Origin of the sequence: Nocardia sp. NPDC004168, from assembly GCF_040610355.1 — a bacterium.
In the GTDB taxonomy this organism is placed as follows: domain Bacteria; phylum Actinomycetota; class Actinomycetes; order Mycobacteriales; family Mycobacteriaceae; genus Nocardia; species Nocardia sichangensis.
Genome location: NZ_JBEXME010000002.1, coordinates 216,052 through 237,667, shown reverse-complemented (window position 1 = coordinate 237,667; position 21,616 = coordinate 216,052). Strand labels below are relative to the sequence as shown.

22 protein-coding genes are annotated in these 21,616 nt (G+C 68.3%); 9 read left to right on the top strand and 13 right to left on the bottom strand.

The annotated features are described in order from the left end of the window. Positions 1-26: 26 nt before the first annotated feature. Together ABZW96_RS04840 and ABZW96_RS04835 are read right to left on the bottom strand one after the other, a co-directional pair. Positions 27-1,448, bottom strand: coding sequence for an LLM class flavin-dependent oxidoreductase (locus ABZW96_RS04840; protein ID WP_355071404.1), 1,422 nt, complete (start codon positions 1,446-1,448; stop codon positions 27-29). After that, complete coding sequence (locus ABZW96_RS04835) at positions 1,445-2,668, bottom strand: acyl-CoA dehydrogenase family protein (RefSeq protein ID WP_355071402.1); 1,224 nt, start codon at positions 2,666-2,668, stop codon at positions 1,445-1,447. Before ABZW96_RS04835 ends, ABZW96_RS04840 begins: the two co-directional genes overlap by 4 nt. 223 nt (positions 2,669-2,891) lie before the next feature. Here ABZW96_RS04835 and ABZW96_RS04830 point away from each other — a divergent pair, with 223 nt between their 5' ends. Then, the gene (locus ABZW96_RS04830; RefSeq protein WP_355071400.1) at positions 2,892-3,194 is read left to right on the top strand and encodes a DUF1905 domain-containing protein; all 303 of its coding nucleotides are present in this window, start codon (positions 2,892-2,894) and stop codon (positions 3,192-3,194) included. Positions 3,195-3,216: 22 nt separating this feature from the next. Here ABZW96_RS04830 and ABZW96_RS04825 read toward each other — a convergent pair whose 3' ends face one another. From ABZW96_RS04825 to ABZW96_RS04800, 6 genes are all read right to left on the bottom strand, one after another. Further along, a complete protein-coding gene (locus tag ABZW96_RS04825; RefSeq protein ID WP_355071398.1) occupies positions 3,217-3,852 on the bottom strand; it encodes a hypothetical protein in 636 nt (211 codons plus the stop codon). A gap of 108 nt (positions 3,853-3,960) precedes the next feature. Next, positions 3,961-4,290, bottom strand: a complete 330-nt coding sequence (locus tag ABZW96_RS04820) for a hypothetical protein (RefSeq protein ID WP_245562771.1) — start codon at positions 4,288-4,290, stop codon at positions 3,961-3,963. 111 nt (positions 4,291-4,401) lie between these two features. Next, positions 4,402-4,698 (bottom strand): hypothetical protein, encoded by a 297-nt coding sequence (locus ABZW96_RS04815; protein WP_355071396.1) that lies wholly within the window; start codon positions 4,696-4,698, stop codon positions 4,402-4,404. Continuing rightward, positions 4,685-4,909, bottom strand: coding sequence for a hypothetical protein (locus ABZW96_RS04810; RefSeq protein WP_063016531.1), 225 nt, complete (start codon positions 4,907-4,909; stop codon positions 4,685-4,687). Before ABZW96_RS04810 ends, ABZW96_RS04815 begins: the two co-directional genes overlap by 14 nt. A gap of 153 nt (positions 4,910-5,062) precedes the next feature. Beyond that, entirely contained in the window at positions 5,063-5,947 is an 885-nt protein-coding gene (locus ABZW96_RS04805) for an RNA polymerase sigma-70 factor (protein WP_355071394.1), read from the bottom strand. Between the two features lie 47 nt (positions 5,948-5,994). Continuing rightward, complete coding sequence (locus tag ABZW96_RS04800) at positions 5,995-6,378, bottom strand: DoxX family protein (RefSeq protein WP_355071393.1); 384 nt, start codon at positions 6,376-6,378, stop codon at positions 5,995-5,997. 201 nt (positions 6,379-6,579) lie between these two features. Between ABZW96_RS04800 and ABZW96_RS04795 the strand changes: the two genes are divergently transcribed. Then, the gene (locus tag ABZW96_RS04795) at positions 6,580-7,371 is read left to right on the top strand and encodes an alpha/beta hydrolase (RefSeq protein ID WP_355071391.1); all 792 of its coding nucleotides are present in this window, start codon (positions 6,580-6,582) and stop codon (positions 7,369-7,371) included. Between the two features lie 12 nt (positions 7,372-7,383). Here the strand turns inward: ABZW96_RS04795 and ABZW96_RS04790 are convergent, their stop codons facing one another. Genes ABZW96_RS04790 through ABZW96_RS04780 form a run of 3 tightly spaced genes read right to left on the bottom strand, consistent with a single transcriptional unit; the run spans position 7,384 to position 10,321 of the window. Continuing rightward, on the bottom strand, positions 7,384-8,046 hold the full coding sequence (locus ABZW96_RS04790; RefSeq protein WP_355071389.1) for a TetR/AcrR family transcriptional regulator: 663 nt from the start codon (positions 8,044-8,046) through the stop codon (positions 7,384-7,386). Next, positions 8,031-8,795 carry a crotonase/enoyl-CoA hydratase family protein gene (locus tag ABZW96_RS04785; RefSeq protein WP_355071387.1) on the bottom strand — a complete coding sequence of 255 codons (765 nt, stop codon included), beginning with the start codon at positions 8,793-8,795 and terminating at the stop codon, positions 8,031-8,033. The genes ABZW96_RS04790 and ABZW96_RS04785 overlap by 16 nt, the downstream gene beginning before the upstream one ends. Continuing rightward, positions 8,792-10,321 carry an acetyl-CoA acetyltransferase gene (locus ABZW96_RS04780; RefSeq protein ID WP_355071385.1) on the bottom strand — a complete coding sequence of 510 codons (1,530 nt, stop codon included), beginning with the start codon at positions 10,319-10,321 and terminating at the stop codon, positions 8,792-8,794. The genes ABZW96_RS04785 and ABZW96_RS04780 overlap by 4 nt, the downstream gene beginning before the upstream one ends. Positions 10,322-10,438: 117 nt before the next feature. Between ABZW96_RS04780 and ABZW96_RS04775 the strand changes: the two genes are divergently transcribed. The 4 genes from ABZW96_RS04775 to ABZW96_RS04760 all read left to right on the top strand — a co-directional run bounded on the left by ABZW96_RS04775 (position 10,439) and on the right by ABZW96_RS04760 (position 14,506). Then, positions 10,439-11,194: a crotonase/enoyl-CoA hydratase family protein gene (locus ABZW96_RS04775; RefSeq protein WP_355071383.1), complete on the top strand. Its 756-nt coding sequence runs from the start codon at positions 10,439-10,441 to the stop codon at positions 11,192-11,194. A 209-nt stretch (positions 11,195-11,403) separates the two neighbouring features. Then, a complete protein-coding gene (locus tag ABZW96_RS04770; RefSeq protein WP_355072101.1) occupies positions 11,404-12,477 on the top strand; it encodes a DUF4185 domain-containing protein in 1,074 nt (357 codons plus the stop codon). Between the two features lie 96 nt (positions 12,478-12,573). Then, on the top strand, positions 12,574-13,782 hold the full coding sequence (locus ABZW96_RS04765; protein WP_355071381.1) for an erythromycin esterase family protein: 1,209 nt from the start codon (positions 12,574-12,576) through the stop codon (positions 13,780-13,782). A 49-nt stretch (positions 13,783-13,831) separates the two neighbouring features. Then, positions 13,832-14,506, top strand: a complete 675-nt coding sequence (locus ABZW96_RS04760; RefSeq protein WP_355071379.1) for a class I SAM-dependent methyltransferase — start codon at positions 13,832-13,834, stop codon at positions 14,504-14,506. Positions 14,507-14,509: 3 nt separating this feature from the next. On the opposite strand, the gene ABZW96_RS04755 is transcribed toward ABZW96_RS04760, so the two are convergent. Next, positions 14,510-15,100 carry an alpha/beta family hydrolase gene (locus ABZW96_RS04755; protein WP_355071377.1) on the bottom strand — a complete coding sequence of 197 codons (591 nt, stop codon included), beginning with the start codon at positions 15,098-15,100 and terminating at the stop codon, positions 14,510-14,512. 350 nt (positions 15,101-15,450) lie between these two features. Between ABZW96_RS04755 and ABZW96_RS04750 the strand changes: the two genes are divergently transcribed. The 3 genes from ABZW96_RS04750 (at position 15,451) to ABZW96_RS04740 (ending at position 19,386) form a co-directional block, all read left to right on the top strand. Next, the gene (locus ABZW96_RS04750; RefSeq protein WP_355071375.1) at positions 15,451-17,286 is read left to right on the top strand and encodes an acyl-CoA dehydrogenase; all 1,836 of its coding nucleotides are present in this window, start codon (positions 15,451-15,453) and stop codon (positions 17,284-17,286) included. 193 nt (positions 17,287-17,479) lie between these two features. Beyond that, entirely contained in the window at positions 17,480-18,214 is a 735-nt protein-coding gene (locus ABZW96_RS04745; protein WP_355071374.1) for a helix-turn-helix domain-containing protein, read from the top strand. 86 nt (positions 18,215-18,300) lie between these two features. Continuing rightward, positions 18,301-19,386 (top strand): DUF4185 domain-containing protein, encoded by a 1,086-nt coding sequence (locus ABZW96_RS04740; RefSeq protein WP_355071372.1) that lies wholly within the window; start codon positions 18,301-18,303, stop codon positions 19,384-19,386. A 69-nt stretch (positions 19,387-19,455) separates the two neighbouring features. On the opposite strand, the gene ABZW96_RS04735 is transcribed toward ABZW96_RS04740, so the two are convergent. Continuing rightward, positions 19,456-21,111 carry a VanW family protein gene (locus ABZW96_RS04735; RefSeq protein WP_355071370.1) on the bottom strand — a complete coding sequence of 552 codons (1,656 nt, stop codon included), beginning with the start codon at positions 21,109-21,111 and terminating at the stop codon, positions 19,456-19,458. Positions 21,112-21,616 lie beyond the last annotated feature (505 nt).

Sequence of the window (21,616 nt, the reverse complement as noted above, 5' to 3'; positions counted from 1 at the left end):
GCCACATCGCCATAACTGCGTCACCATCAAGAGCTCGCCTCGACCGTCAGTCCCGGCCGAGAGACCGTATCCGGCAAGGCTGTCGATCCCAGGCCGCCCAGCCGGTAGCTCGCGCCGCGATGTTCCGTGGGCAATCGATCACCCGCGCCGAACAGTGCGTTGCGTAGCGTGCCCGGCGTGTACGCGCCTCGGGCGGTCAGTACCGGGACGACGTGCCGGACGATGTCTTCGAACGTTCCCGGTGTGATCGCGTAGGCCAGGTTGAAGCCGTCCAGGTCGGTTTCGCCGGCCCATTCCTGGAGCAGGTCGGCGACCGTCTCCCCGGAACCGACGAAGACCGGGCCCATGCCGCCGATGCCGGCCCACTTGCCGATGTCGCGGACGGTCCATTCCCGCCCGTCGTCGTCGAATTCCTGGAACGCCGCCACCGCCGACTGAATCGCGTTGCTTTCGACTTGGCCGATCGGGTCGTCGAGGTCGTAGCGGGACAGATCGATGCCCATCCAGCCGGACATGAACACCAAGCCGCCCTCGACACTGGCGTAGGACAGGTACTCCTCGTGCTTGCGCCGCGCCCCCTCGTCGGTCGCGTCGGTGATGATCGTCGCGAGCGCGTAGATGCGCGCGGCGTCACGGGCGCGGCCTGCCGCCGCAAGCGCGTCCCTGATCCGGGAAACCGTCTGCGCGAGCACTCGTTTCGACGGACCGGCGATGAAGATGGCCTCGGCGTTCTCGGCCGCGAAACGCACCCCGCGCGGAGACGCGCCCGCCTGGTAGATCACCGGCGTGCGTTGCGGCGACGGCTCCGACAGGTGGATGCCCGGCACCGTGTAGTGCGTGCCGCGATGACCGATGTGGTGCACCTTGGCCGGGTCCACGTAGACGCCCGCGGTCGCGTCGCGGACCACCGCGTCGTCCTCCCACGAGCCTTCCCACAGCTTGTACAGCACCTCGAGGTATTCATCGGCCTGGTTGTAGCGCTCGTCGTGGTCGAGCTGGTCGGCCGCGCCGAAATTGCGTGCGGCCGAAGGCAGGTAGCCGGTCACCACATTCCAGCCCAGCCTGCCGTTGGTGAGATGGTCCAGCGTGGACAGCCGCCGCGCGAACGGGTACGGGTGCTCGAATCCGGTGCCGGTGGTGATGCCGAACCCGAGATGCTCGGTCACCGCCGCCATGGCGGAGACCAGCAGCAGCGGGTCGGCAACCGGGATCTGCGCGCCTTGGCGCAGCGCGGCGATGTCGTTGCCGCCGTAGACGTCGTAGGTACCCAGGACGTCGGCGATGAAGATGCCGTCGAAGCGGCCGCGTTCGAGCAGCTTCGCCAGCTCCGTCCAGTAGCCCAGCTCCTTGTAGCGGTGCGACTGGTCGTCGGGATGCCGCCACAGCCCCGGGGACTGGTGGGCGACGCAGTTCATGTCGAATGCGTTGAACCGGATCCGGCGCGTCACTGCGCGGCTCCTCCGGCCGGTGTACGCTCGCCCGCGCTCCAGGCGAACGGCAGATCGGCGCCGTTGAGCAGGTGATCGCCGATCGCCCGCGCCTTCTGAATCGCCGGGTTGTGCACCGAGATGGTGCGGGCGTTACGCCAGTGCCGATCCAGCCGCAGTTGTTCGGAAACGACCGATGCGCCACCCACTTCGAACAGCAGCGATGTGGCGGGCAGCACCAGATCGATGACGGCGAGCTGGGCCCGGGCCGCCGCGAGTTCGGCGGCCACCACCGCGCTCTCGTCCTTCGCGCCGCCCGCCAGCACGTGGTCGAGCACGTCGGCGACGGCGAGCACACTGGCCTCGGCGGCGAACGCGGCCGCCGACAGCCGCCCGATCACCTGTTGCACCAGCGGATCGTGCCGCGGCAGGTCGGCGGCGGAGTGTGTGTAGCCGCGGGTACGCGCCGCGACCCAGTCTCGGATATCGCGCTCGGCGCGCTTGGCGATGCCCGCAAGCACCGCGAGCTGGACCAGTTGCAGGTAGGAGGTCGCGTAGGTCGGTCCGGGCGCGCCGTAGCCGGGGCCGAGGATCCGGTCTTCGCTTACCGCCACATCGGTGAATTCCGTTGTTCCACTGGCCGTCAGCCGCTGGCCGAAGCCGTCCCAGTCGTCGTGCTGACGCACTCCCTCGGCGTTCGCGTCCACCAGCACCCCGACGCGCTCACCGTTCCGGTCGGCGGCGGCCAGAATGTAGTCCGCGTACAGCGATCCCGTGCTGTAGTACTTGACACCATTGAGCAGCCAGCGCCCGCCGTCCTCGGTCAGCGTGGTGCGGTAGCGGTCCACCGCGCCGACACCTGGTTCGGTGATCGCGTTGCCCACCAGCGTGCCTTCGGCCACCGCGCGCAGCCACCGCTCCCGCTCGGACCCTTGCTCCGCAAGGAGTTGATCCTCGACGAACGAGAAGTGCACTCGCAGCGCTTGCGGCAGATTCGATTCCGCGGCGGCGAGTTCGATGAGCAACCGGAACAGCTGCCGGACGGTGACGCCGTAGCCGCCGAACTCGACCGGAACGCGCAGCGCGCCGAATTTCGCCGCGCGCAGCAGTCCGACCTCGTCGTAAGGAAGCGTGCGATCGATTTCTCGCGTCACGGCGCCCTGGGCGATCCGGTCGAAGATCGGGCCGAAGATCGCATCCAGTTCGGAATCGGTAGTGGATTTCGCCTCGGTGGTCGTCATCAGCCCACCATCGCGCACCCCGCGCGGTCGCTCACGGGTTGCGCGCAGCGCGATCGAAATGCTCGCCGAAGCGGGGAGATCGACCGCTCAGGTGCGCGAGGTCGCGGCCAGGTCGACTTGTCCGCGTGCGTTGGACAGCGCGGTGACGACGCAGGTGCCGAGTCACATGCGCTGTCGCGGGCGACGCGGTGCCGCTGTCGGTACCCGCCGCTACAGTCGCGACGTGGCTGGTTCGCGGTACTCGTTCACGGCGGAAGTGTGGGAACACCAGGGGAATGCCGCTTGGCATTTCGTGTCGCTGCCCGCAGACGTGGCCGACGAGATCGAGGAGCGGTACGCCCATCGTTCGGGCGGATTCGGCGCCGTGCGGGTGCATGTGGTCGTCGGCGGCTCCCGGTGGTCCACTTCGCTGTTTCCGGACAAGTCGCGCGCGACCTACGTCTTGCCGATGAAGAAAGCGGTGCGGGTCGCCGAGGGGCTCGAAGCCGGATCGGCCGCGCGAATCGAGCTCACTGTCGCGCTGTGATCAGCGAAGCTCCGGCGGGCGCTCAGTATTCGGCCGGACGCCCCGCGAACCCTCCTGCGGCGACCTTGCGCCTGCTCGCACTTCGCTTGACCGCCACCACCACGATCACGAGCACACCGAGCACGACGCCGCCGAAACCCAGGGCGAGCGCACCGAGCAGCGTGCCGACGAACGAGGAGCCGAGCCCTTGTCCGATGGCGACCGTCACCTCGGAACTCCCGGCCGTGGTCACGCGATAGGCGCCCGGCTTCGCGGCATCGAACGAGAACCCGGCACGTCCCTCGTGGCTGCCGAAGGAATAGGTGACTGCCGAGTCGTACTTCCGCAACTCCGCATGCTTGCCGTCCGGATCGAGCACCCGCAGGTTGACCGTGCCGGAGGGGCCCCGCGACGATGCTCCGGAGTACTCCAAATACACCGTGTAGCCGCCCGACTCCGCCAAGTTCACCATCCCGGAGCCGGGCACCTTGACCCGCTGGAAGTCATCGATCCGGCCCGAGGTCTGCAGGAAGCCGAAAGCGCCGAGGATGATCCCGCCGATGATGCCGACGCCGATCAGCGCGCCACCCAGCGCGAACCAGCGACCCGACGGGGTGATCGGTTGCGCCGCGGGTGATCCCACCGGGTTCGGCGATGTCGGAAAAGGCGGCTGTGACACGGTCGAATCCTCGGCTTCTGGTCGACACCCGAGTCGACGTAGCGACAGCGTACGGTCTGATCAACCGCCTCGCTACGCGAATCGTCGACCGCCCCGGCGGGCCGGAACTCAGCGCGTCTGAGCCGCCGACATGCACTCGCTCGCGATACGACCGCTGGCGGCGCGCGCCTTGTCCGCGTCCTCTTTGCTCATCCCCAGCGTTTCCTGGTTGGGAGACTTGGTGTCGTACTCGTCGCTGATCATGATCCGCAGTCCGGCCTGCGAAATGCCCTGGTCGACGAACACTTTCGCCGCGCATTCGGCCAGTTGCTTGTTCTTGAGGCCCTTGTCCTGCAACGACTTGGCGAGATCGGCCTGCGTCACCGTGGGCGCCGCCGTGTCCTTGTCGCTGCCGCATGCCGCGAGCACCGGCAGCGCGATCAGCGCCGCGGCGATCATGCAGATCCGCACCTGACTCCTCTTCCTCGACTGACCACTGTCGGTGGCGTGGCCACCATAATGCCGTCCGGCCTTCAGCGGTAGTCGTGCGCGGTCTTTGCCCAGGAGGCCTCAGAGGTCCATGGCCGCGCGCAACGCGGTGTCGAGCCGTTCCAGCGTGTCGGTGTCCACCACGTCCACCCGCTCGGCCAGCCAACCGCGGAAGATGCGCCCGATGTTCCCGGCATGCACCCAGCCGTGTTCCTCCACCGGAACCGCGAGGATGTCCTGCGGATCGTCCTCGAGCACCTCGGCCGCGATCAACCAGGGGCGCGGCGATTCGTTGATGCCGTCACTGCTGATGAGCACGACCGTTCGGCGGCGCGGCGAACCATGCGGGTTGTAGATCCACAGTTCACCCCGACGCACGCATCGCCTCCTCAGCGGCCGCCAGTTCGGCCGCGTCCGCGGCGGCCTCGGCGGTCACATCCGACACCGGACCGACCCCGGTGCGCACGGCCTCCCGTCGCGCGGCCTTCGAAATCCAAGCCGACGGCGACATTCCCGCGCGGGCGGCCGCCTGCTCGGCATACGACCAAGCGGCTTCGTCCAGCGAAAGGGTGACCTTACGCGTTGCCATACCAATTATCCTACCGATATTGCCGGGTCCGGCACCAGCCCTCGGCGACGACCGCGTCAGCGCGATCTGGGCGATTCCCAGCGCGCCACCGGAAGCGACCCGCACTGCTCGCTGCCGGTGAGCACGTGGCGGCCGCCACGGCGCTGCTGATATTCAGCGCAACGCGAGCGACGTCTCGGACTCGACGCGGGTCAGCTTTTCCGGGTTGCCGACGAAGTAGAGGCCGGTGATGTGGCCGTCCTCGATGTGGAAGGCCATGATGCCGTCGAGCACGCCGTCCAGGCGCAGCGCCAGTGCCGGGTGTCCGTTGATCAGAATGGTTTCGCAGCTGAGCTCGGCCTGGACCTTGCCGGTGCCGCCGGTGATGTAGCGGGCGACCTTCTCCGCACCGATGACGGGGTGCAGCGCGGCTCGCTTGATACCGCCGCCGTCGCTCATGAGGACGACATGCGGCGCGAGGACGTCGAGCAGGCCTTGTGGATCCCCTGATTCGAGCGCGCGCCCGAACGCCTCCACCGACGCGCGGGTCTGGCTGGGCGATACCACCGAACGCGGGCGGCGGGCCTCGACGTGGCGGCGGGCGCGGTGCGCGATCTGGCGGACGGTCGGCGGGTTCTTGCCGACCGCGGCCGCGATCTCCTCGTAGCCGAGGTCGAAGACCTCGCGCAACACGAAGACAGCACGTTCGGTGGGCGAGAGCGTCTCGAGGACGAGCATCATCGCCATCGAGATGTTCTCGGCGAGTTCGACATGCTCGGCGACGTCGGGTGCGGTGAGCATCGGCTCGGGCAGCCAGGGGCCGACGTATGCCTCTCTGCGGCGCTTCATCGTGCGTAGCCGGTTGAGCGACTGCCGGGTAGTGATCCGGACCAAATAGGCACGTTCGTCGTCCACCTGTTCGGTGTCGGCTTTCACCCAGCGCAGCCAGGTCTCCTGCAGCACGTCCTCGGCGTCGGCGGACGAGCCGAGCATCTCGTAGGCGACGGTGAACAACAGGTCGCGGTGGGCGACGAAAGCCTCGGTCGCGTGGTCGCTCATCTTCTCGACCCTTCTCCTCGGTGGTTGGCTGCGTTCGATCCGGGCCGTCAGCTCGTGAAAGGTTCGAGGGCGAACCGGCCCCACGCGATGAACACCGCGACCGCGAGATATACCGAGTTCAGCACGACGAACTTGGACTGCCCGAGCCGGCCGTGGGTGATCATCGCGCCGACCATGAGCCCGACCCAGCAGACCGCCGTGACCGGCACCAGCACCGGCGCGATGTCGAGCACGGCGGGCAGGATCAGACCGGCCGCCGCCAGGATCTGCAGGAGGCCCAGACCTTTGACGAAGCCGTCGCCGGCCGTCGCGGTCCATTCCCCGCCGGGTGACGCGGCGAGCTTCTCTCGCGGAACGAACGCCTTGGTGATGCCGCCGAAGAGGGCGAGCGCGGCCAACAGTGCCGTCGCGATCCACAGTGCGATGTTCATCGGGAACTCCTTCGTCTCTAATACCTCGGCATTCAGACACCGCGCGAGCGGGCACCGTGACATTCGGTGAGCTGAATCACACAGCGGGGGTGGCGCATCGACCCGCACAGCCGGAGATCGACGCGCCCGGCGACTATGACCTTGGGTGAACCGCCTGCGCGATACCAACTGATGACAGGTGACTGCTGTTAGGGTTGGCGCATGACGACGTTGCACCATCACCGCGTCGGCGCGGGCGAGCCGCTCGTGCTGGTACACGGGGTCGGGAGCCGGTGGCAGGTGTGGGAGCCGATCATCGACACACTGGCCGCGTCGTACGAAGTGATCGCCGTCGACCTGCCCGGCTTCGGCGGTTCGACGCACCCGCTCGCGCACAACACGGTGCCCAACCTCACCGACGCGCTCGCCGAATTCCTCGCCGCGCAGGGGATCGAACAACCGCATCTCGCGGGGAACTCGATGGGCGGGCTGATCACACTGGAATTGGGCGCTCGCGGGCTGGCTCGCTCGGTGACCGCCTACTCCCCGATCGGCTTCTGGGACACCGCCGGTCGCGTGTGGTGTCAGCAGTCGCTGGGCAAGTCACGGGCGTTGGCGCGCAAACTGCGGCCCGCCCTGCCGTCCGTCCTCGGCACCGCCGCGGGCCGGACCGTCTTCCTCTCCCTGGTCTTCGGCAAACCCTGGGCGCTGGATGCGAAGGTGGCGCTGGACACGGCCATCGGCGCTGCGGACGCGGCCGGATTCGACGAGGCGATCGCCTCGTTCACCGATGTCCGGCTGCCCGAAATCGACTCCCTCGCCGACATTCCGGTGACCATCGCATGGGGCAGCCGCGACATCCTGCTCACCTACGCGACCCAGAGCCGCAAGGCGCGCAGCGTGCTACCGGACGCCGAGCACGTCACGCTGCACGGCAGCGGGCACACGCCGTTCTTCGACGACCCGGCCGGATGCGCCCAGGTGCTGCTCGAGACGATCACCCGCCAGCGCTAGACGCCCGTCCGTTCAGCCCGCGGGCGGGTCGAGCAACGTGTCAGCGGACGCCGTGCCGAGCAAGACGCGCACGGCATTACCCCACCGGTGCTGAAGAATCCGGTTGCGGGACACGTCCCCGGTGAGCAGCACCCGCAGGGCCGATCCGGTCATGATCTCGATGGTGAACTCGGTGATCGTAGGCACGCGGGGATCGTCGGGGAACTCGCGCCGGAAGCTGTCGCGAATGCTGGTGTGCATCAGTTCGAACAAGCGGACCTCGAGCGGCAGGAAGGCCGCCCGCAGTTCCGGGTCGGTTCGCGCGCCCACCCACATCTCCAGCGCCGCCCAGAACGACGGGCCGCTGAGCATCCGCATGGTCAGCTCGACGGCCGTCTCCAGCCGGTCCGCGTCGTCCGGGATCGCTTCGAACTCGCTTGTCAGCTGGTCGAAACGGCGTCGCGCCACATGCTCGACGGCGCCGGCGAGCAGATCGGCCCTGGTGGGGAAATAATGCTGCAACGTTCCCCGCGGCACACCTGCCCGCTTCTGCACCTCGAGCGTGGTCGTGCCCGCGTAACCGACCTCGACCAGGCTCTCCACCGCCGCGTCCAGCAGCCGCGTGCGCATGCGCTCCCTGCGCTGCGCCTGCGGCTGCCGGACGTGTCCCGGCCCGCCCGTCAGCGACCCTGCCACTGGGGCTCGCGCTTCTGCGCGAACGCCAGCGCGCCTTCGGCGGCGTCCTTGGAAATCAATGCGGGCAGCGCGATTTCGCCCTGCTTCGCGAATCCCTCCGCGACCGGCCAATCCGGCGACTCGTCGATGATGCGCTTGCTCGCGGCCACCGCGAGTGGTGCGGCGGCGACGATCTCGGCCGCGAATTCGAGCGCCACCGACAGCGCCGCACCCGGCTCGGTGACCCGGTTGACCAGGCCGAGCTGGTAGAGCCGCTCGGCGCCGATCCGGCCTCCGGTGAGCGCGAGTTCGGCGGCGGTGCTGCGCGGCAGCCGCTGGGTCAGGCGCAGCACGCCACCGCCCGCCGCCACCAGACCGCGCTTGACTTCGGGAATGCCGAACTGCGCGTCGCGCGCGGCGACGATGAGGTCGCCCGCGAGCGCCAGCTCGAAACCACCGGCCAGCGCGAAACCCTCGACGGCGGAGATCATCGGTTTCGCCGGGGGTTTCGCCGTGATGCCGAGCGGGCCGCGGCGCTGCGTCATCGGCATCTCGCCTTTCGACGCGGCCACGAGATCCATTCCGGCGCTGAAGGTCCCGCCCGCACCGGTGAGCACGAGCACGCGCGCGGCGGAATCGGCTTCGAACTCGTCGACGGCGGCCTCGATGGCCTGCGCGGTGGCCAGGTTGATCGCGTTGCGCGCCTCGGGACGGTTGACCGTGAGCACGGTGATCGCGTCGCGCCGCTCGATCAGGACCGAGTCGTTCATCGGGCGCTCCTCTCGGTGAGCAGGGTGAACGTGTCCGCGGCGATCTCGGCGTCCGCGCCGAGCGGGTCGCCCGCGGTGAACGCCGCGAGGGTGTCGGCATCCGACGCCCGGACCAGTATGCGGGTCCCCGCCGGTGTCAGTGCGCTCACCACAACGGCTTCCGGCTCGTCGGCACGGTCGGGCGCGGGACCCTTGCGGTAGGCGACGGTGTACGCCTCGACCGTGGCCGGACCGGTGTACCCGGGCGCGGGTTCCCGCCGCGCCGCCGGCACATCCGCCTCGATGGCACGGAACAGCCGCTCGGGCGGCTTCGCCGAGTACACCCCGACGCCGTGCTTGGTGCTGTACCAACCGAGCGCCGTCGCCAGGCCGTATGCGCCGGGGTCCGCGCGGAGGACGCCGGACAGCGTCGCGATCGAATGCGTCGCGTAGTTGTTGCCAGGGCCGCCCGCGAAGGTGAGACCACCGGTGACCGACAGTGGCCGGGCCGGATCGTCGATCGGCAGGCCGAGTTCCTCGGCCGCGATCTGCACCGCCACCGGGAAGCAGGAGTACAGGTCGACGTGGGCGACATCGTCTATCGCGATTCCCGCGGCGCCGAGCGCCGCCTTCCCCGCCGCGGCGATCGCGGGCGATCGAGACATGTCCGCTCGTTCGGAGACGAACCATTCGTCGGTCGCGGTGGCGCCTGCATGCGGGAACACCCATCGGTCTCGCGGCACACCGGCGGCCTCGGCCGCCGCCGCGCTGCACAGGATGAGCCCGGCGCCCAGGTCCACGGTCAGGTTGGCGATCAGCAGCTTCGGATACGGCGTCGACACCATCCGGTTGGCGGGCGCCGGCGTCGCCAGGTCGGCGGCAGCCTGCGCGGCGGGCTGCCACGCGTACGGATTGCGTGCCGCGACCTCCGACAGCCGCGACCACAGTCCGCCGATCCGCTCGCGGTGCGCGGCTTCGCTCGACCCCAACCTGCGGCGCAGGGCCGTCTCCATGAGCGCGTAGAAGTACACCGGGCCCCACAGCCCCGCGGCGGTTTCCATGTCCGAGTTCGGACCACGATCGGAGCCGACGATCTCGTCCGGGGTTACGTCGTCCGGCTGCTCCGGCCAGTCCACCGCCGCGCCGGAGCGGGCGGCCGTGTTCCCGGAGTACACCGCTTCGGCTCCGGTGAGCAGGGCGACCTCCGAGCGGCCGTCGGCGATGGCCTGCGCGACGGCGTTGAGCAGCCGCTGCGGCGCGTCACCGCCGAAACGCACCGACTGCACGGTCCTCCTCGGGCTGACGCCCAGTTCAGCCGCGACGAGCGCGCCCAGGTCGCCGTAGGGGCGGCTGACCGGGGCGACGGCGGCGATCACATCGGCCGAACGCAGCAATCGGTCGCCGACGCCGCTATCGGCGCCCGCGCGGCGCAAGGATTCGGCGGCGAGTTCGACCGGGCCGGGCAGGCCCGGCGCACCCGGTCGGTGTACGACCTGCCCGGCGCCGACGAGCACCGGCGTCCTCGGGTCCATTCCGGCTGGCAGCATGCGACCTCCGCTCCATAACCGTCAACGTTGACGGTAACTCGAGTCCGATTAGAACAGAGCCCCGGCGCCACGGCAACAGTGCGCGCCAGACAACTGACTCACGAGTAAGATCCGAGCATGGGCACCAACATCGCAGTGCGGTTCGACGACCACCGGGCGTACGTCACGCTGGACCGGCCGGACAAGCACAACGGCCTGACCATCGACATGCTCCACGAGCTGGTTGCCAGCGCGAAGCTGGTGGCCCGCCGCAGCGATGTGCGTGCGGTCATTCTGTCCGGCAACGGACCCAGCTTCAGCAGCGGTCTGGATATCTCCGCGGCAATCAGCGATCCATTGGCAATCGTTCGGAATTTCGTGCCGCTACCCTGGCGCGGCACCAATGCCTTCCAGGAGGCGTGCTGGGCTTGGCGCCGCCTGCCGGTGCCGGTGATAGCCGCCGTGCACGGGCGCTGCTACGGCGGCGGGCTCCAGCTCGCGCTCGCCGCCGACGTCCGTTTCGCCACCCCCGACGCGGAGTTCTCCGTCATGGAAGCCAAACACGGGCTGATCCCGGATATGACCGGCGCTGCAACACTATCCAGGCTGATCGGCATCGACAAAGCCCTCTTGCTCACGATGACCGCGGACGTAGTGGACGCGGACTACGCCGCGCGGATCGGCTTGGTCACCGAGCTGACGCCGGACCCCGTGGCGGAGGCGGAGAAACTCGCCGACCGCCTTGCGACGCGGTCGCCGCACGCGGTCGCCGCCGCCAAACGACTCTTCGAGAAGTCGTGGCAAGCATCCACCCGGCGAACCCTGGCCGTCGAGCGCGCGACCCAACTTCCTTTGATTCTCCGCAAGGCGCGCAGCCGCCCTCCCAAGAATTAGCTACAAATTCGCTAGTCTGCTGGAGAACCCTCCCCGCGACTGGTTCCGCTGCTACCATTTGCACGATTTGCCAGCCAGTCGACTAGTGGTGCGCGGCACACTGCGAAGGGTCTGTGTATCGCGGGACGTCCGTGTTTCGCACCGCTCTCGGGAAGAAACCGGAGGGCTCACAGATCGTGATCAAGACCGCATCCTTCCTGCTCTCGGCGCTGGCGGGCGCCTCGGCCCTGCTCTTCACGGCGACCACACCCGCCATCGCGAACCCGAACGCCATCAATCCGATCCCGGTGCTCAACGGCACGACCGGATTGCCGAATCTGCTCGGCCGCACCAAGGCGGTCTTCCAGGTGACCGGTATGGCCAGCCCGAACAACACTCAGACCTACAACGTCCTCGGCACCGATCTCGGCATCATGTGGGACAACGGGCACGGCGAAATGCTCACGGCGTTCGGCGACACCGCAGGCGTCGGTTTCCCGAATCTGCTCGCGGGCAGCATGTGGGCCTGGCGCAGCAATATCCTGCTGCGCAGCCACACCACCGATCCGGCCGAGGGCGTCTATTTCGACAGCGTGGTGCGCGACGTGTTCGGGCAGGCGCGCGATCTGATCGCCAGCCCGAAGATCCCGTTCCTGGAGATCAGCCGCATCCCGACCGCGGGCGTCGCCGTCGACGGCGTGCAGTACATGAGCCTGATGTCCGTGCGGACCTGGGACGACGTCGGCCAGTGGAGCACCAACTTCTCCGGTCTCGCCGTCTCCGGGGACAACGGCGAGACCTGGGCCGAACTGCCGGAAACACGGCGGAACAACGAGGGCGGAGACGCCAACTTCCAGATGAACGCCTTCCTCGCCGACGGCGGGTACATCTACGAATACGGCACGCGGTCCGGACGCAATCACACCGCGCACGTCGCCCGCGTGCGCGCGCACGACATCGGAAATCTCGCCGAATACGAATACTGGGACGGCCACGCCTGGCGGAAGAACGACGTGAACGCCGCCGCGCCCATCATGTTCGGCGTCGGCGAACTGTCGGTGATGTACAACGCCTATCTGGGGCAATACATTTCGCTGACCACCGATCGATTCAACTCCGTGGTGATGCGGCGCGCCCCCGATCCGGTCGGGCCGTGGAGCGATCCCGAAGTACTGATCGACACCCGCGAATTGCCCACCGCCTACGCGCCTTCCATCTTTCCGTACCAGACCGGGCGCGATCTGTACTTCCTCACGACCGTGCACAGCCAGTACAACGTCCTGCTGATGCGCACGACGCTGTGACCGGGAACCCGGCGATCCGACGCGGCGCTTGACCTCAACAAAGGTTTATGTACGAGGCTGCACCGCGTTGGATCGTTCACGTTTCCGGGAGGCACCATGCTCAGCACCACCGTCGACATCCGCGCCTGGTTGCGCGACAACGCCGTCGCGATCGACAGCACCGATCCGGACTCGCCCGGTACCGAACTCGACGGCCTGATCACGCGGCTCGCCACCGCCACGGTGGTCGGGCTCGGCGAGTCGACGCGGTTCTCCCGCCAGACTTTCGGTGTGCGCGAGCGGCTGCTGCGCGGGCTCGTCGAACGACACGGCTTCCGCGCACTGGCCATCCAGGACAGCGCGCGTTCCGGCGAACGGTGGGACCGGTTCGTCACCGCGGGCGCGGGCGACCCCGAATCGGTGCTCGCCGGCGCCTGGCGTCCGTGGCGTACCGAGGAATCGGTGGCCACGCTGCGCTGGATCCGCGCGTACAACCTGGCGCACCCGGACGACCCGGTGCGGATCTTCGGCGTCGAACCGCCCCGTGCCGAACCGAGCGACTACGACGCGGTACTCGACTACGTGCGCCGCGCGGCTCCCGACCGGCTCGCCGCGATCGAGGCGCATCTCGCGCCGATCCGCACCGCGCATCAAGTCGACGAACATGTCCAGCGCCATCAAGGCACCCACCCCGGCCGCCCGTTCGCCGAGCACGCCGAAGACGCCCTCGAGCTGCTCACGGCATTGCCGGATACCGGCGAGCGCGCCTCGGCGCTCACCCACGCCCGCCTGATCCGCGACTTCCACCGGCAGAGCGTCGCGAGCCAAGGGTTCGCCAGGGACGAACGGCCGTCGGCCGAGACGGTGCTGGAATGGCAGCGCTCGACCGGCGCGAAGATCGTCTACTGGGACGGCCTCGCGCACACCACCAGCCTTCCGATCGTCTTCGGTACGGCCGAATTCCGCGGCACCGGAAGTCATTTGCGCACTGAGCTGGGCGAACGATACGTGTCCGTCGGCATCGGCTTCCATCACGGCGACCTCGGCGCGGCCGTGGCGCCCAATCCGCAACCGGACCTGGTGGACGCCGCGCTGGGCGAAGTCGAGCTGCCCGCCTACTACGTCGACCTGCACGCCGCCGCGCCGGAACCGGTCCATGATTGGCTGACCGGCCCGGCGAAGCTGCGCACCATCAGCGGCGTCTACGACCCGGCCGCCGACGCCACGGCCAACATCCGGCTTTCGTCGCTCGCCGATGCGTTCGACGTGCTGATCCACGTACGCGAGACCACGCCGGTGCACTGGCTCTCGCAGGTATCGGACTGACTCGGGCAACCCCACGAAGCGCGGGTGGCCCGATCAATAGACTCGAAATATGGATGCGGCCGACTGGGACGAGCGCTACGCGCAAACGGAATTGGTCTGGGGCGCACCGCCGAACAACACCGTGGTGGAGCACGTCTACGGGTTGGAACGCCGTGCGCCCCTCCAAGCCGCCACACCCGAGGGCGATGCGCCGGAGTTCCCGCGCGCTCTCGATCTGGCGTGCGGCGAGGGCCGCAACGCCCTGTGGCTCGCCACGCACGGCTGGCAGGTGCACGCCGTCGACTACTCACAAGTCGGCATCGACAAAGGCCGCACGGTGGCGTCGCGGCTGTCCCGCTCGGTCCGCAATCGCATCACCTGGCAGTGCGCCGACGTCACCGATTTGGACGAAGCGGGGATCACCGGACCGTTCGAGCTGGTCTTGATGGTCTTCCTGCACCTGCCCGCCGAGCAGCGCCGCGCTTTGGTGCGCACGGCGGCCGGGCTGCTGGCTCCGGAAGGCACCCTGCTCGTACTCGGCCACGACACCACCAACATCACCGACGGCTGCGGCGGGCCGCAGGACCCGGCCATCCTGTTCACCCCTGACGACATCGTCGCCGACCTCGGCCCGCTCGCGGCGGCGAGCGAGGTGCGCGTCCGCATCGCCGACCGCGTCTACCGGCCCACCGAAACGGGCGACGCCATCGACGCGCTGGTCATCGCCACCCGACCGGCCGAATAGGACTCAGGACCAGCGCTCCAGCCACGGAGTCACGGTCTCGGCGATCAGGTCGAAGCCCGCACGGAAGGCGTGCGGCTGTCCTGGGATGACGCGCACTTCGGCGGCGTCGGCGGGGTCGGGAATGCCGAACGGGTCGTTCGCCCCGTTGACGACGACCACCTCGATGTCTCCCGGCGCGAGCAGTTCATCCCGGCGCGAGTTCTCCGGCTTGCCCGGCGGATGCAGCGGGAACGAGAGCGCGAGAACGCCACGGACCCGTGCCGCGACGGCGGTACGACAAGCCACCCGCGCCCCGTTGCTGCGCCCACCCTGGATCACCGGGATGCGCTTGCGCCCGCGCAGCCGCGCGACGATCTCCAGCCAGGCCTCGTCCTGCTTGACCGCCGAACCCGGCGCCCGCCGCCCAGCCACCCGATACGGCTGCACCACCCGCGCGACCCCACCCCCCAGCCGCAACGCGACGTCACGCACCGCGAGCAGGTCCTTCGCCTCCACCCCTCCCCCCGCACCATGCGTGAGCAGCAGCAGAAACGCGGGCCTGCGCGGCTGTTCGAGCTCGACCTCAGCCGGCCCCGCACTCGTCTCGATCAGCATTGTGCTCATTCTGCCGCGCCGGCCCCCCGAAGCCGCACCGTCGCTCCCCGCGTGATCGACCTGCGACTATCGGAGCAAGCGGCGGCCGTCGCCCACCCCGACCACGTCTTTCGAGCGAAGCGAGACCGAGCATCCGCCGTTCGCGCGAAGGCGCGGCAAATCAAACACTGTAAAACGCGTCACATTGCCTGCTCAGCTCTTTGCGCAATCATTACCGGCCGGTAATATGTTTCATAAGTTACCCGCGAGTAGCATGCGGAAAACCGGCACGACTACCCGGTGGAGCGAACAACGGGCGGGAACGGCAACCATACCGACCGCACCAACTCAACGGAGAGTGAGTACTGACAATGGGTCACTACAAGAGCAACGTCCGCGACCTGGAGTTCAACCTCTTCGAGGTTCTCGGCCTCGGGTCGATCCTGGACAGCGGCGCCTACGGCGATCTCGACACCGACACGGTGAAGGAGATGCTCAACGAGGTGCGCCGCCTGGCCGAGGGTCCGCTCGGTGAGTCGTTCGCCGACGCCGACCGTAACCCCCCGGTCTTCGACCCCGAGAACCACACGGTCACGCTGCCGGAGTCGTTCAAGAAGAGCTACCGCACCCTGCAGGACGGCGGCTGGGACAAGCTCGGCATCGCCGAGGAGCTCGGCGGCCTGCCGATCCCGCGCGCCGCGTACTGGGCGATCGCCGAACTGATCCTGGGCGCGCAGCCCGCCGCCTTCATGTACGCCGCGGGCCCCGGCTTCGCGAACATCTTCTACAACAACGCCACCGACGAGCAGAAGAAGTGGGCGGAGATCGCCGCCGAGCAGGGTTGGGGCGCCACGATGGTGCTGACCGAGCCCGACGCCGGTTCCGACGTCGGCGCCGGTCGCACCAAGGCGATCAAGCAGGAAGACGGCACCTGGCACATCGAGGGCGTGAAGCGGTTCATCACCTCCGCCGACTCCGACGACCTGTTCCCGAACATCATGCACCTGGTGCTGGCCCGCCCCGAGGGCGCGGGACCGGGCACCAAGGGCCTGTCGCTGTTCTTCGTACCGAAGTTCCACTTCGACCACGAGACCGGTGAGCTGGGCGAGCGCAACGGCGTGTTCGTCACCAACGTCGAGCACAAGATGGGCCTGAAGGTCTCGGCCACCTGTGAGGTCACCTTCGGCGGTCACGGCATCCCGGCCAAGGGCTGGCTGGTCGGCGAGGTGCACAACGGCATCGCGCAGATGTTCGACGTCATCGAGCACGCTCGCATGATGGTGGGCACCAAGGCCATCGCGACCCTGTCGACCGGTTACCTGAACGCGCGGGACTACGCCAAGGAGCGGGTCCAGGGCGCCGACCTGACCAAGATGACCGACAAGGCCGCGCCGCGCGTGACCATCACCCACCACCCGGATGTCCGTCGCTCGCTGGCCACCCAGAAGGCGTACGCCGAGGGCCTGCGCGCGGTGTACCTGTACACCGCCGCTCACCAGAACGCCGATGTCGCCCAGCACGTTTCCGGTGCGGACGCCGACCTGGCCGCGCGGGTCAACGACCTGCTGCTGCCGATCGTCAAGGGCGTCGGCTCGGAGCGGGCCTACCAGTACCTGACCGAGTCGCTGCAGACCCTGGGCGGTTCGGGCTTCCTGCAGGACTACCCGATCGAGCAGTACATCCGCGACGCGAAGATCGACTCGCTCTACGAGGGCACCACCGCGATCCAGGCGCAGGACTTCTTCTTCCGCAAGATCGCTCGTGACCGCGGCGTCGCGCTGGCCCACGTGGCCGGTCAGGTGCAGAAGTTCATCGACGCCGAGGCGGGCAACGGCCGCCTGAAGGGCGAGCGCAAGCTGCTGGCCACCGCGCTGGAGGACGTGCAGGCCATGGCCGCCACGCTCACCGGCCACCTGATGGGCGCCCAGGAGCAGCCGAGCGAGCTGTACAAGGTCGGCCTCGGTTCGGTGCGCTTCCTGCTCTCGGTCGGTGACCTGCTCATCGGCTGGCAGCTGCTGCGTCAGGCCGAGGTCGCCATCGCGGCCCTCGACAACGGCGCGACCGGCGCCGACGCGGCGTTCTACAACGGCAAGATCGCGGTCGCGCAGTTCTTCGCCCGCAACGTCCTGCCGGAGCTGACCGCCACCCGCGCGGTGCTGTCCAACCTGGACAACGACATCATGGAGCTGGACGAAGCCGCGTTCTGACCTTCGTTCCACCGCAACGGCACAACGGCCCGGAGATCCTCTCCGGGCCGTTGTCGTCTACATTTGTCGATTCGTGACGTTCGATCACCGCTCGACGCCGATTCTCTCCGGTAGATTGCGTGCTCCCGGGGAGCGACAAGAGCCTCCCGCTTCCCACAGTTCGGCACGAGAATTGTCGGCAGAGGTGCCCGAGGTGACGCGCAACGCAACTGGCATCGGCGCCTATCTGCGCGAACGACGCCTCGCCGCGGGGCTGACGCCCGCCCATCTCGCCGAGCGGGCCGAGCTCACCGAAGCGGTGCTCGATCAGATCGAGACAGGCGCGGTGGCGCCGAATCAGCCACTGCTGCAACAGCTGTTCGACGCGCTGGAGGTGCCGATCTGGTACCGCAAACATATCGTCGTACTGTCGCTGCCGAATTTCTTCACGGACGCCTACGGACCCGGCCCCGACGTGCCCACTCCGGACGACCAGGCCGACCTGCACAGCTTCCCCGACCCGGCCTGCTACCAGCGGATGCCGACGCAGGACCTGGTGGCAGCCAATTCCGCCTACGAACGCGCCTTTCCAGGTGCCCTCCCCCGAGGAAACGTGCTGGAGTGGATGTTCCTCGACGCGGCGGCCCGCCGGGTGATGGTGGACTGGGCCGTGGAAGCGCACCTGCTCGTCGACGCCTTCCGTATCCTGTCTCCGCTCGCGCCGCGCGAGCGCGTCGAGGAGATCGCCGAACGTTGCCGCCGCTCCCCTGATTGGGATCGCATGTGGACCACCGAAGTGCGTCCCGCCGACCTCCCCCGCCGCCGATTGCAGGTGCGCGATCCAGCCTCGAGACGGGTCCGATCGATGAGCATGCGGGTCTACAGCCCAGAACTACCCGAGCGCCCGTGGTGGCTTTACCGGCTGGTGACGATCGGCCGAACGCGCTGAGTCCACCCACCGATGTAGGCGACATCGCGGCGGCGAACGGGCAGAATGACCGAGCAGACTGCGTCCCAGAGGAAGGGAATTGCCGGATGACTCGATCGCTGTCCGCACTCACCGGGGCCGGCGCGCTAGCCGCGGTCTTGGCGCTGGTCGCCGCCACGCCCGCCGGAGCCGACCCGAACAACGTCATTCCGATTCCGGCGATCAACGGCATTCACGGCCTGCCGGACCTGCCCGGGCCTGCCAGAGCGGTGTTCCAGGTGACCGGCATGGACAGCCCGAATCGGACCCAGAACGTCAACGTGCTCGGCACGGATCTCGGCATCATGTGGGACGACGGCAACGGCCGCATGATCACCGCCTTCGGCGACAGCGCGGGCATCGGGATCCCGAATCTCCTCGCGGGCAGCATCTGGGCCTGGACCAGCAATGTGCTGTTCCGCAGCTCCAGGCACGATCCGGCCGACGGCATCATCTTCGACGACGTGGTGCCGAATCCCATACCCAGCCCCAAGATTCCCGGCATCGAGATCAGCCTGATTCCCACCGCGGGCATCTCGGTGGGCGGCGTGCAGTACATGAGCTTGATGTCGGTGCGCGAATGGGGTGACCACGGGAAGTGGAACACCAACTTCTCCACCCTCGCCGCCTCCGGTGACGGCGGCACCACGTGGGCCCAGCTCACCCACACGCGGCGCGCGAACGTCGACGGCCACGAGAACTTCCAGCAGAACGCCTTCTTGAAGGCGAATGGCTACGTCTACCGCTACGGCACCCCAGCAGGGCGCAACAATCCCGGATTCGTCTCTCGCGCCAAGGAAAGCGATATCGCGAATATCGACGCCTACGAATACTGGGACGGCAGAGAATGGAAGCCCACCGACGCCAAGACGGCGGCTCCGATCGTCGGCGGCGTCGCGGAACTCTCGGTGATGTGGAACGACTATCTGGGCCAGTACGTCATGTTGACCACCGATCCGGCCAACAGCGTCGTCCTGCGCACCGCACCGGCTCCGGAAGGGCCGTGGAGCGAACCGCGCATCCTCATCGACGCCCGCGCGCTTCCCACCGCGTACGCGCCGATGATCTATCCGTATCAAACCGGCCGCGACCTCTACTTCGTGGTCACCCAGCACACCCAGTACAACGTGTTGCTGATGCGAACTCCGTTGTGAAGACGACGAATCCGCCCCTCCGGTGCGTGGCGGGGCGGATTCGGGAACCGCGTGCTCGGGGCTATTCCCTCACTCGCACTTGACGATCGGAATCGGGTCGTACTTCACCGTGCGGGTCTTTCGAGACACTTCGCGGCCGGTTTTGTGGTCGGTGATGACGCGGGTGTCGGAGATGGTGAAACCGGGGCCACCTTCGGAGGCGATGCAGTCCTTGCCCTTGGGCAAGGTGACCGTGTTGGGTTCGGTCGGTTTGGTCTTCTCGCCGGTGATGGACTCGACGTCGACCGTCTTCGTGCCCCACAGTCGCACGGTGATCTCGGTGGCGGTCGCCGAGGTTTCGATGTAGATGCCGGTCTGGGTGTTGTTGCGGAATTTCAGGTCGATCACGCCGTCGAAGACGGTGGCCTCGCGGGCGGCGGGGTAGCGGGAGATGTAGTAGCTGTGCTCGGTGTGACCCGCGTCCTCGAGACCCGCGAAATACGCCGCGTTGTAGAGCGTGGTGGCGAACTGGCTGATGCCGCCGCCGACGGCGGTGCTGGGACGACCGTGGTCGATGATGCCGGACTCGACGTATCCCTCCGCCGTGCCGCGTGGACCGGTGAAGTCGTTGAGCGAGAACGTGTCTCCCGGCTTCACGATCGCGCCGTCGACCTTCTTGGCCACGGTGCGGATGTTGACCCCGGAGGGGCCGCTGAAACCACCGGTAGTGAACGATCCGACGGGTTCGACCACGCCGAGCCCCTGTGCGGCCTCGGTGGTCAGCTTCGGTTCGACCCGTTCGTAGACCACCTGCGCGGTCCGCTCGCCCGGCGCGGTCAGCAACGCGGTGAGCTGTTCGAAGGTCTTGGGCCAGTTGATCTTGTCGCCGATCACGGCGGGGACGACGGACGCCTTGCCACCCGCCACCGCGAACGTCGCGTCTTTCGGTTCGACCTCCGTGGTGGCCAGTTGCGGCCCGAGTAGACCGGTCGCGGCGTCCTGATTCACCGACGCGGCGAGACCGCCTTGCCCGTCCGGCGCGAAGGCCAGCACGGACGCGATCTGCTCCGGATCGAGCCTGCCCGAGGCGCCCTTGCCCGCGAACGCGATCGGCGAGCGCACCGCGGGCTGGGCGATCTCGCGCAGGGCCTTGTCCACGGCCTCCGGACGCACCTGCAGCGGCGCGGGGACGACAGGAAGGTCCACTGTGGCGCCGGCGACCCACTGCTCGGCCAATTCCGTACGCGCGGCGGCGACATCGAGCACCCGGCCCGGAACCGGAGGCACCGCGACGGGTTCGGCATTGCGGAAGGTGATGGTGCCCTCCACCGACGGCCGGTCGTGCACCCGCAGTTCGGTGAGTTGGCGATCCAGGGCCGGTTCGTCGATCGCACTGACGATCGACACTTCGCGGGTGGTGAAGAAGGAGGCGAGCCGGGTGAACGGGTTGAGCGGCTGGGACCCGATCCGCGACCAGGTGGCGTCCCAGTCGACGGCCAGTCCGGCGGCGCTCGGCACGATGCGGGTCTGCACGTCGCCGATGCGCAGCGGCAGTTCGCGGCCCGCCCTGGGATCCAGTTCGGCGCGCAGCTTCGCATCGGCCGCGGCTTTGTCCATGCCGCCGATGTCGACACCGGCGACGACGGTGCCACGCGCGACCTCGCCCGAGGACATCACCCAGTCCACCACGTAGCCGAGACCGGCGACCGCCAGCACCGCGCCCACCGCGATACCCACCCGGCGCACGACGGCGCTGTCCAGGCGTTTCGACGGCGGGGGCGAGATCGGGCGACGCGCGGGCGCACGGCGAGGTGCGGGTGGCGGGGGCCGTCTCCGGGTAGTTTGCAGAGGCTGGGTGAGCTGTTCGTCGCCGGTCCAAGCGACCGACCGGTCCGCCGCCTGGGGCCGCTCCGCCCCGAGAAGCTGGCGCCATCCGACTTCGCCACCAGCCTGTGGGCCGCGTCCTCCGGTGCTCGGCTGGCTCGTCACGAACCGTCCTCCCCGTTCGATTGAATTGTGGACCCGCACCGCTGCGCGTCCCTGCCAACGATAGTGGTCCACACCGACAGTGCTCGCCACAGCTCGGGCATAGCGCACATTCCGCGCGAAGAACCGGGTACACCACACAAAGAGGCCCGCGCAGTTGCCGGGTCGGGGGTCAGGCAACTGCGCGGTGCCGATCTGTTTATCGGGCTGTAGCGGGCGGCGTTACACCCGCGAACCGAACCGTGATCGATCCCACGCGGAAGAA

Bases quoted from the DNA above. Each gene is read 5' to 3' on its own strand.
- ABZW96_RS04835 (WP_355071402.1), bottom strand. From the start codon at position 2,668: ATGACGACCACCGAGGCGAAATCCACTACCGATTCCGAACTGGATGCG.
- ABZW96_RS04820 (WP_245562771.1), bottom strand. From the start codon at position 4,290: ATGATCGCCGCGGCGCTGATCGCGCTGCCGGTGCTCGCGGCATGCGGC.
- ABZW96_RS04810 (WP_063016531.1), bottom strand. From the start codon at position 4,909: ATGGCAACGCGTAAGGTCACCCTTTCGCTGGACGAAGCCGCTTGGTCG.
- ABZW96_RS04805 (WP_355071394.1), bottom strand. From the start codon at position 5,947: ATGAGCGACCACGCGACCGAGGCTTTCGTCGCCCACCGCGACCTGTTG.
- ABZW96_RS04800 (WP_355071393.1), bottom strand. From the start codon at position 6,378: ATGAACATCGCACTGTGGATCGCGACGGCACTGTTGGCCGCGCTCGCC.
- ABZW96_RS04795 (WP_355071391.1), top strand. From the start codon at position 6,580: ATGACGACGTTGCACCATCACCGCGTCGGCGCGGGCGAGCCGCTCGTG.
- ABZW96_RS04785 (WP_355071387.1), bottom strand. From the start codon at position 8,795: ATGAACGACTCGGTCCTGATCGAGCGGCGCGACGCGATCACCGTGCTC.
- ABZW96_RS04780 (WP_355071385.1), bottom strand. From the start codon at position 10,321: ATGCTGCCAGCCGGAATGGACCCGAGGACGCCGGTGCTCGTCGGCGCC.
- ABZW96_RS04775 (WP_355071383.1), top strand. From the start codon at position 10,439: ATGGGCACCAACATCGCAGTGCGGTTCGACGACCACCGGGCGTACGTC.
- ABZW96_RS04765 (WP_355071381.1), top strand. From the start codon at position 12,574: ATGCTCAGCACCACCGTCGACATCCGCGCCTGGTTGCGCGACAACGCC.
- ABZW96_RS04760 (WP_355071379.1), top strand. From the start codon at position 13,832: ATGGATGCGGCCGACTGGGACGAGCGCTACGCGCAAACGGAATTGGTC.
- ABZW96_RS04755 (WP_355071377.1), bottom strand. From the start codon at position 15,100: ATGCTGATCGAGACGAGTGCGGGGCCGGCTGAGGTCGAGCTCGAACAG.
- ABZW96_RS04750 (WP_355071375.1), top strand. From the start codon at position 15,451: ATGGGTCACTACAAGAGCAACGTCCGCGACCTGGAGTTCAACCTCTTC.
- ABZW96_RS04740 (WP_355071372.1), top strand. From the start codon at position 18,301: ATGACTCGATCGCTGTCCGCACTCACCGGGGCCGGCGCGCTAGCCGCG.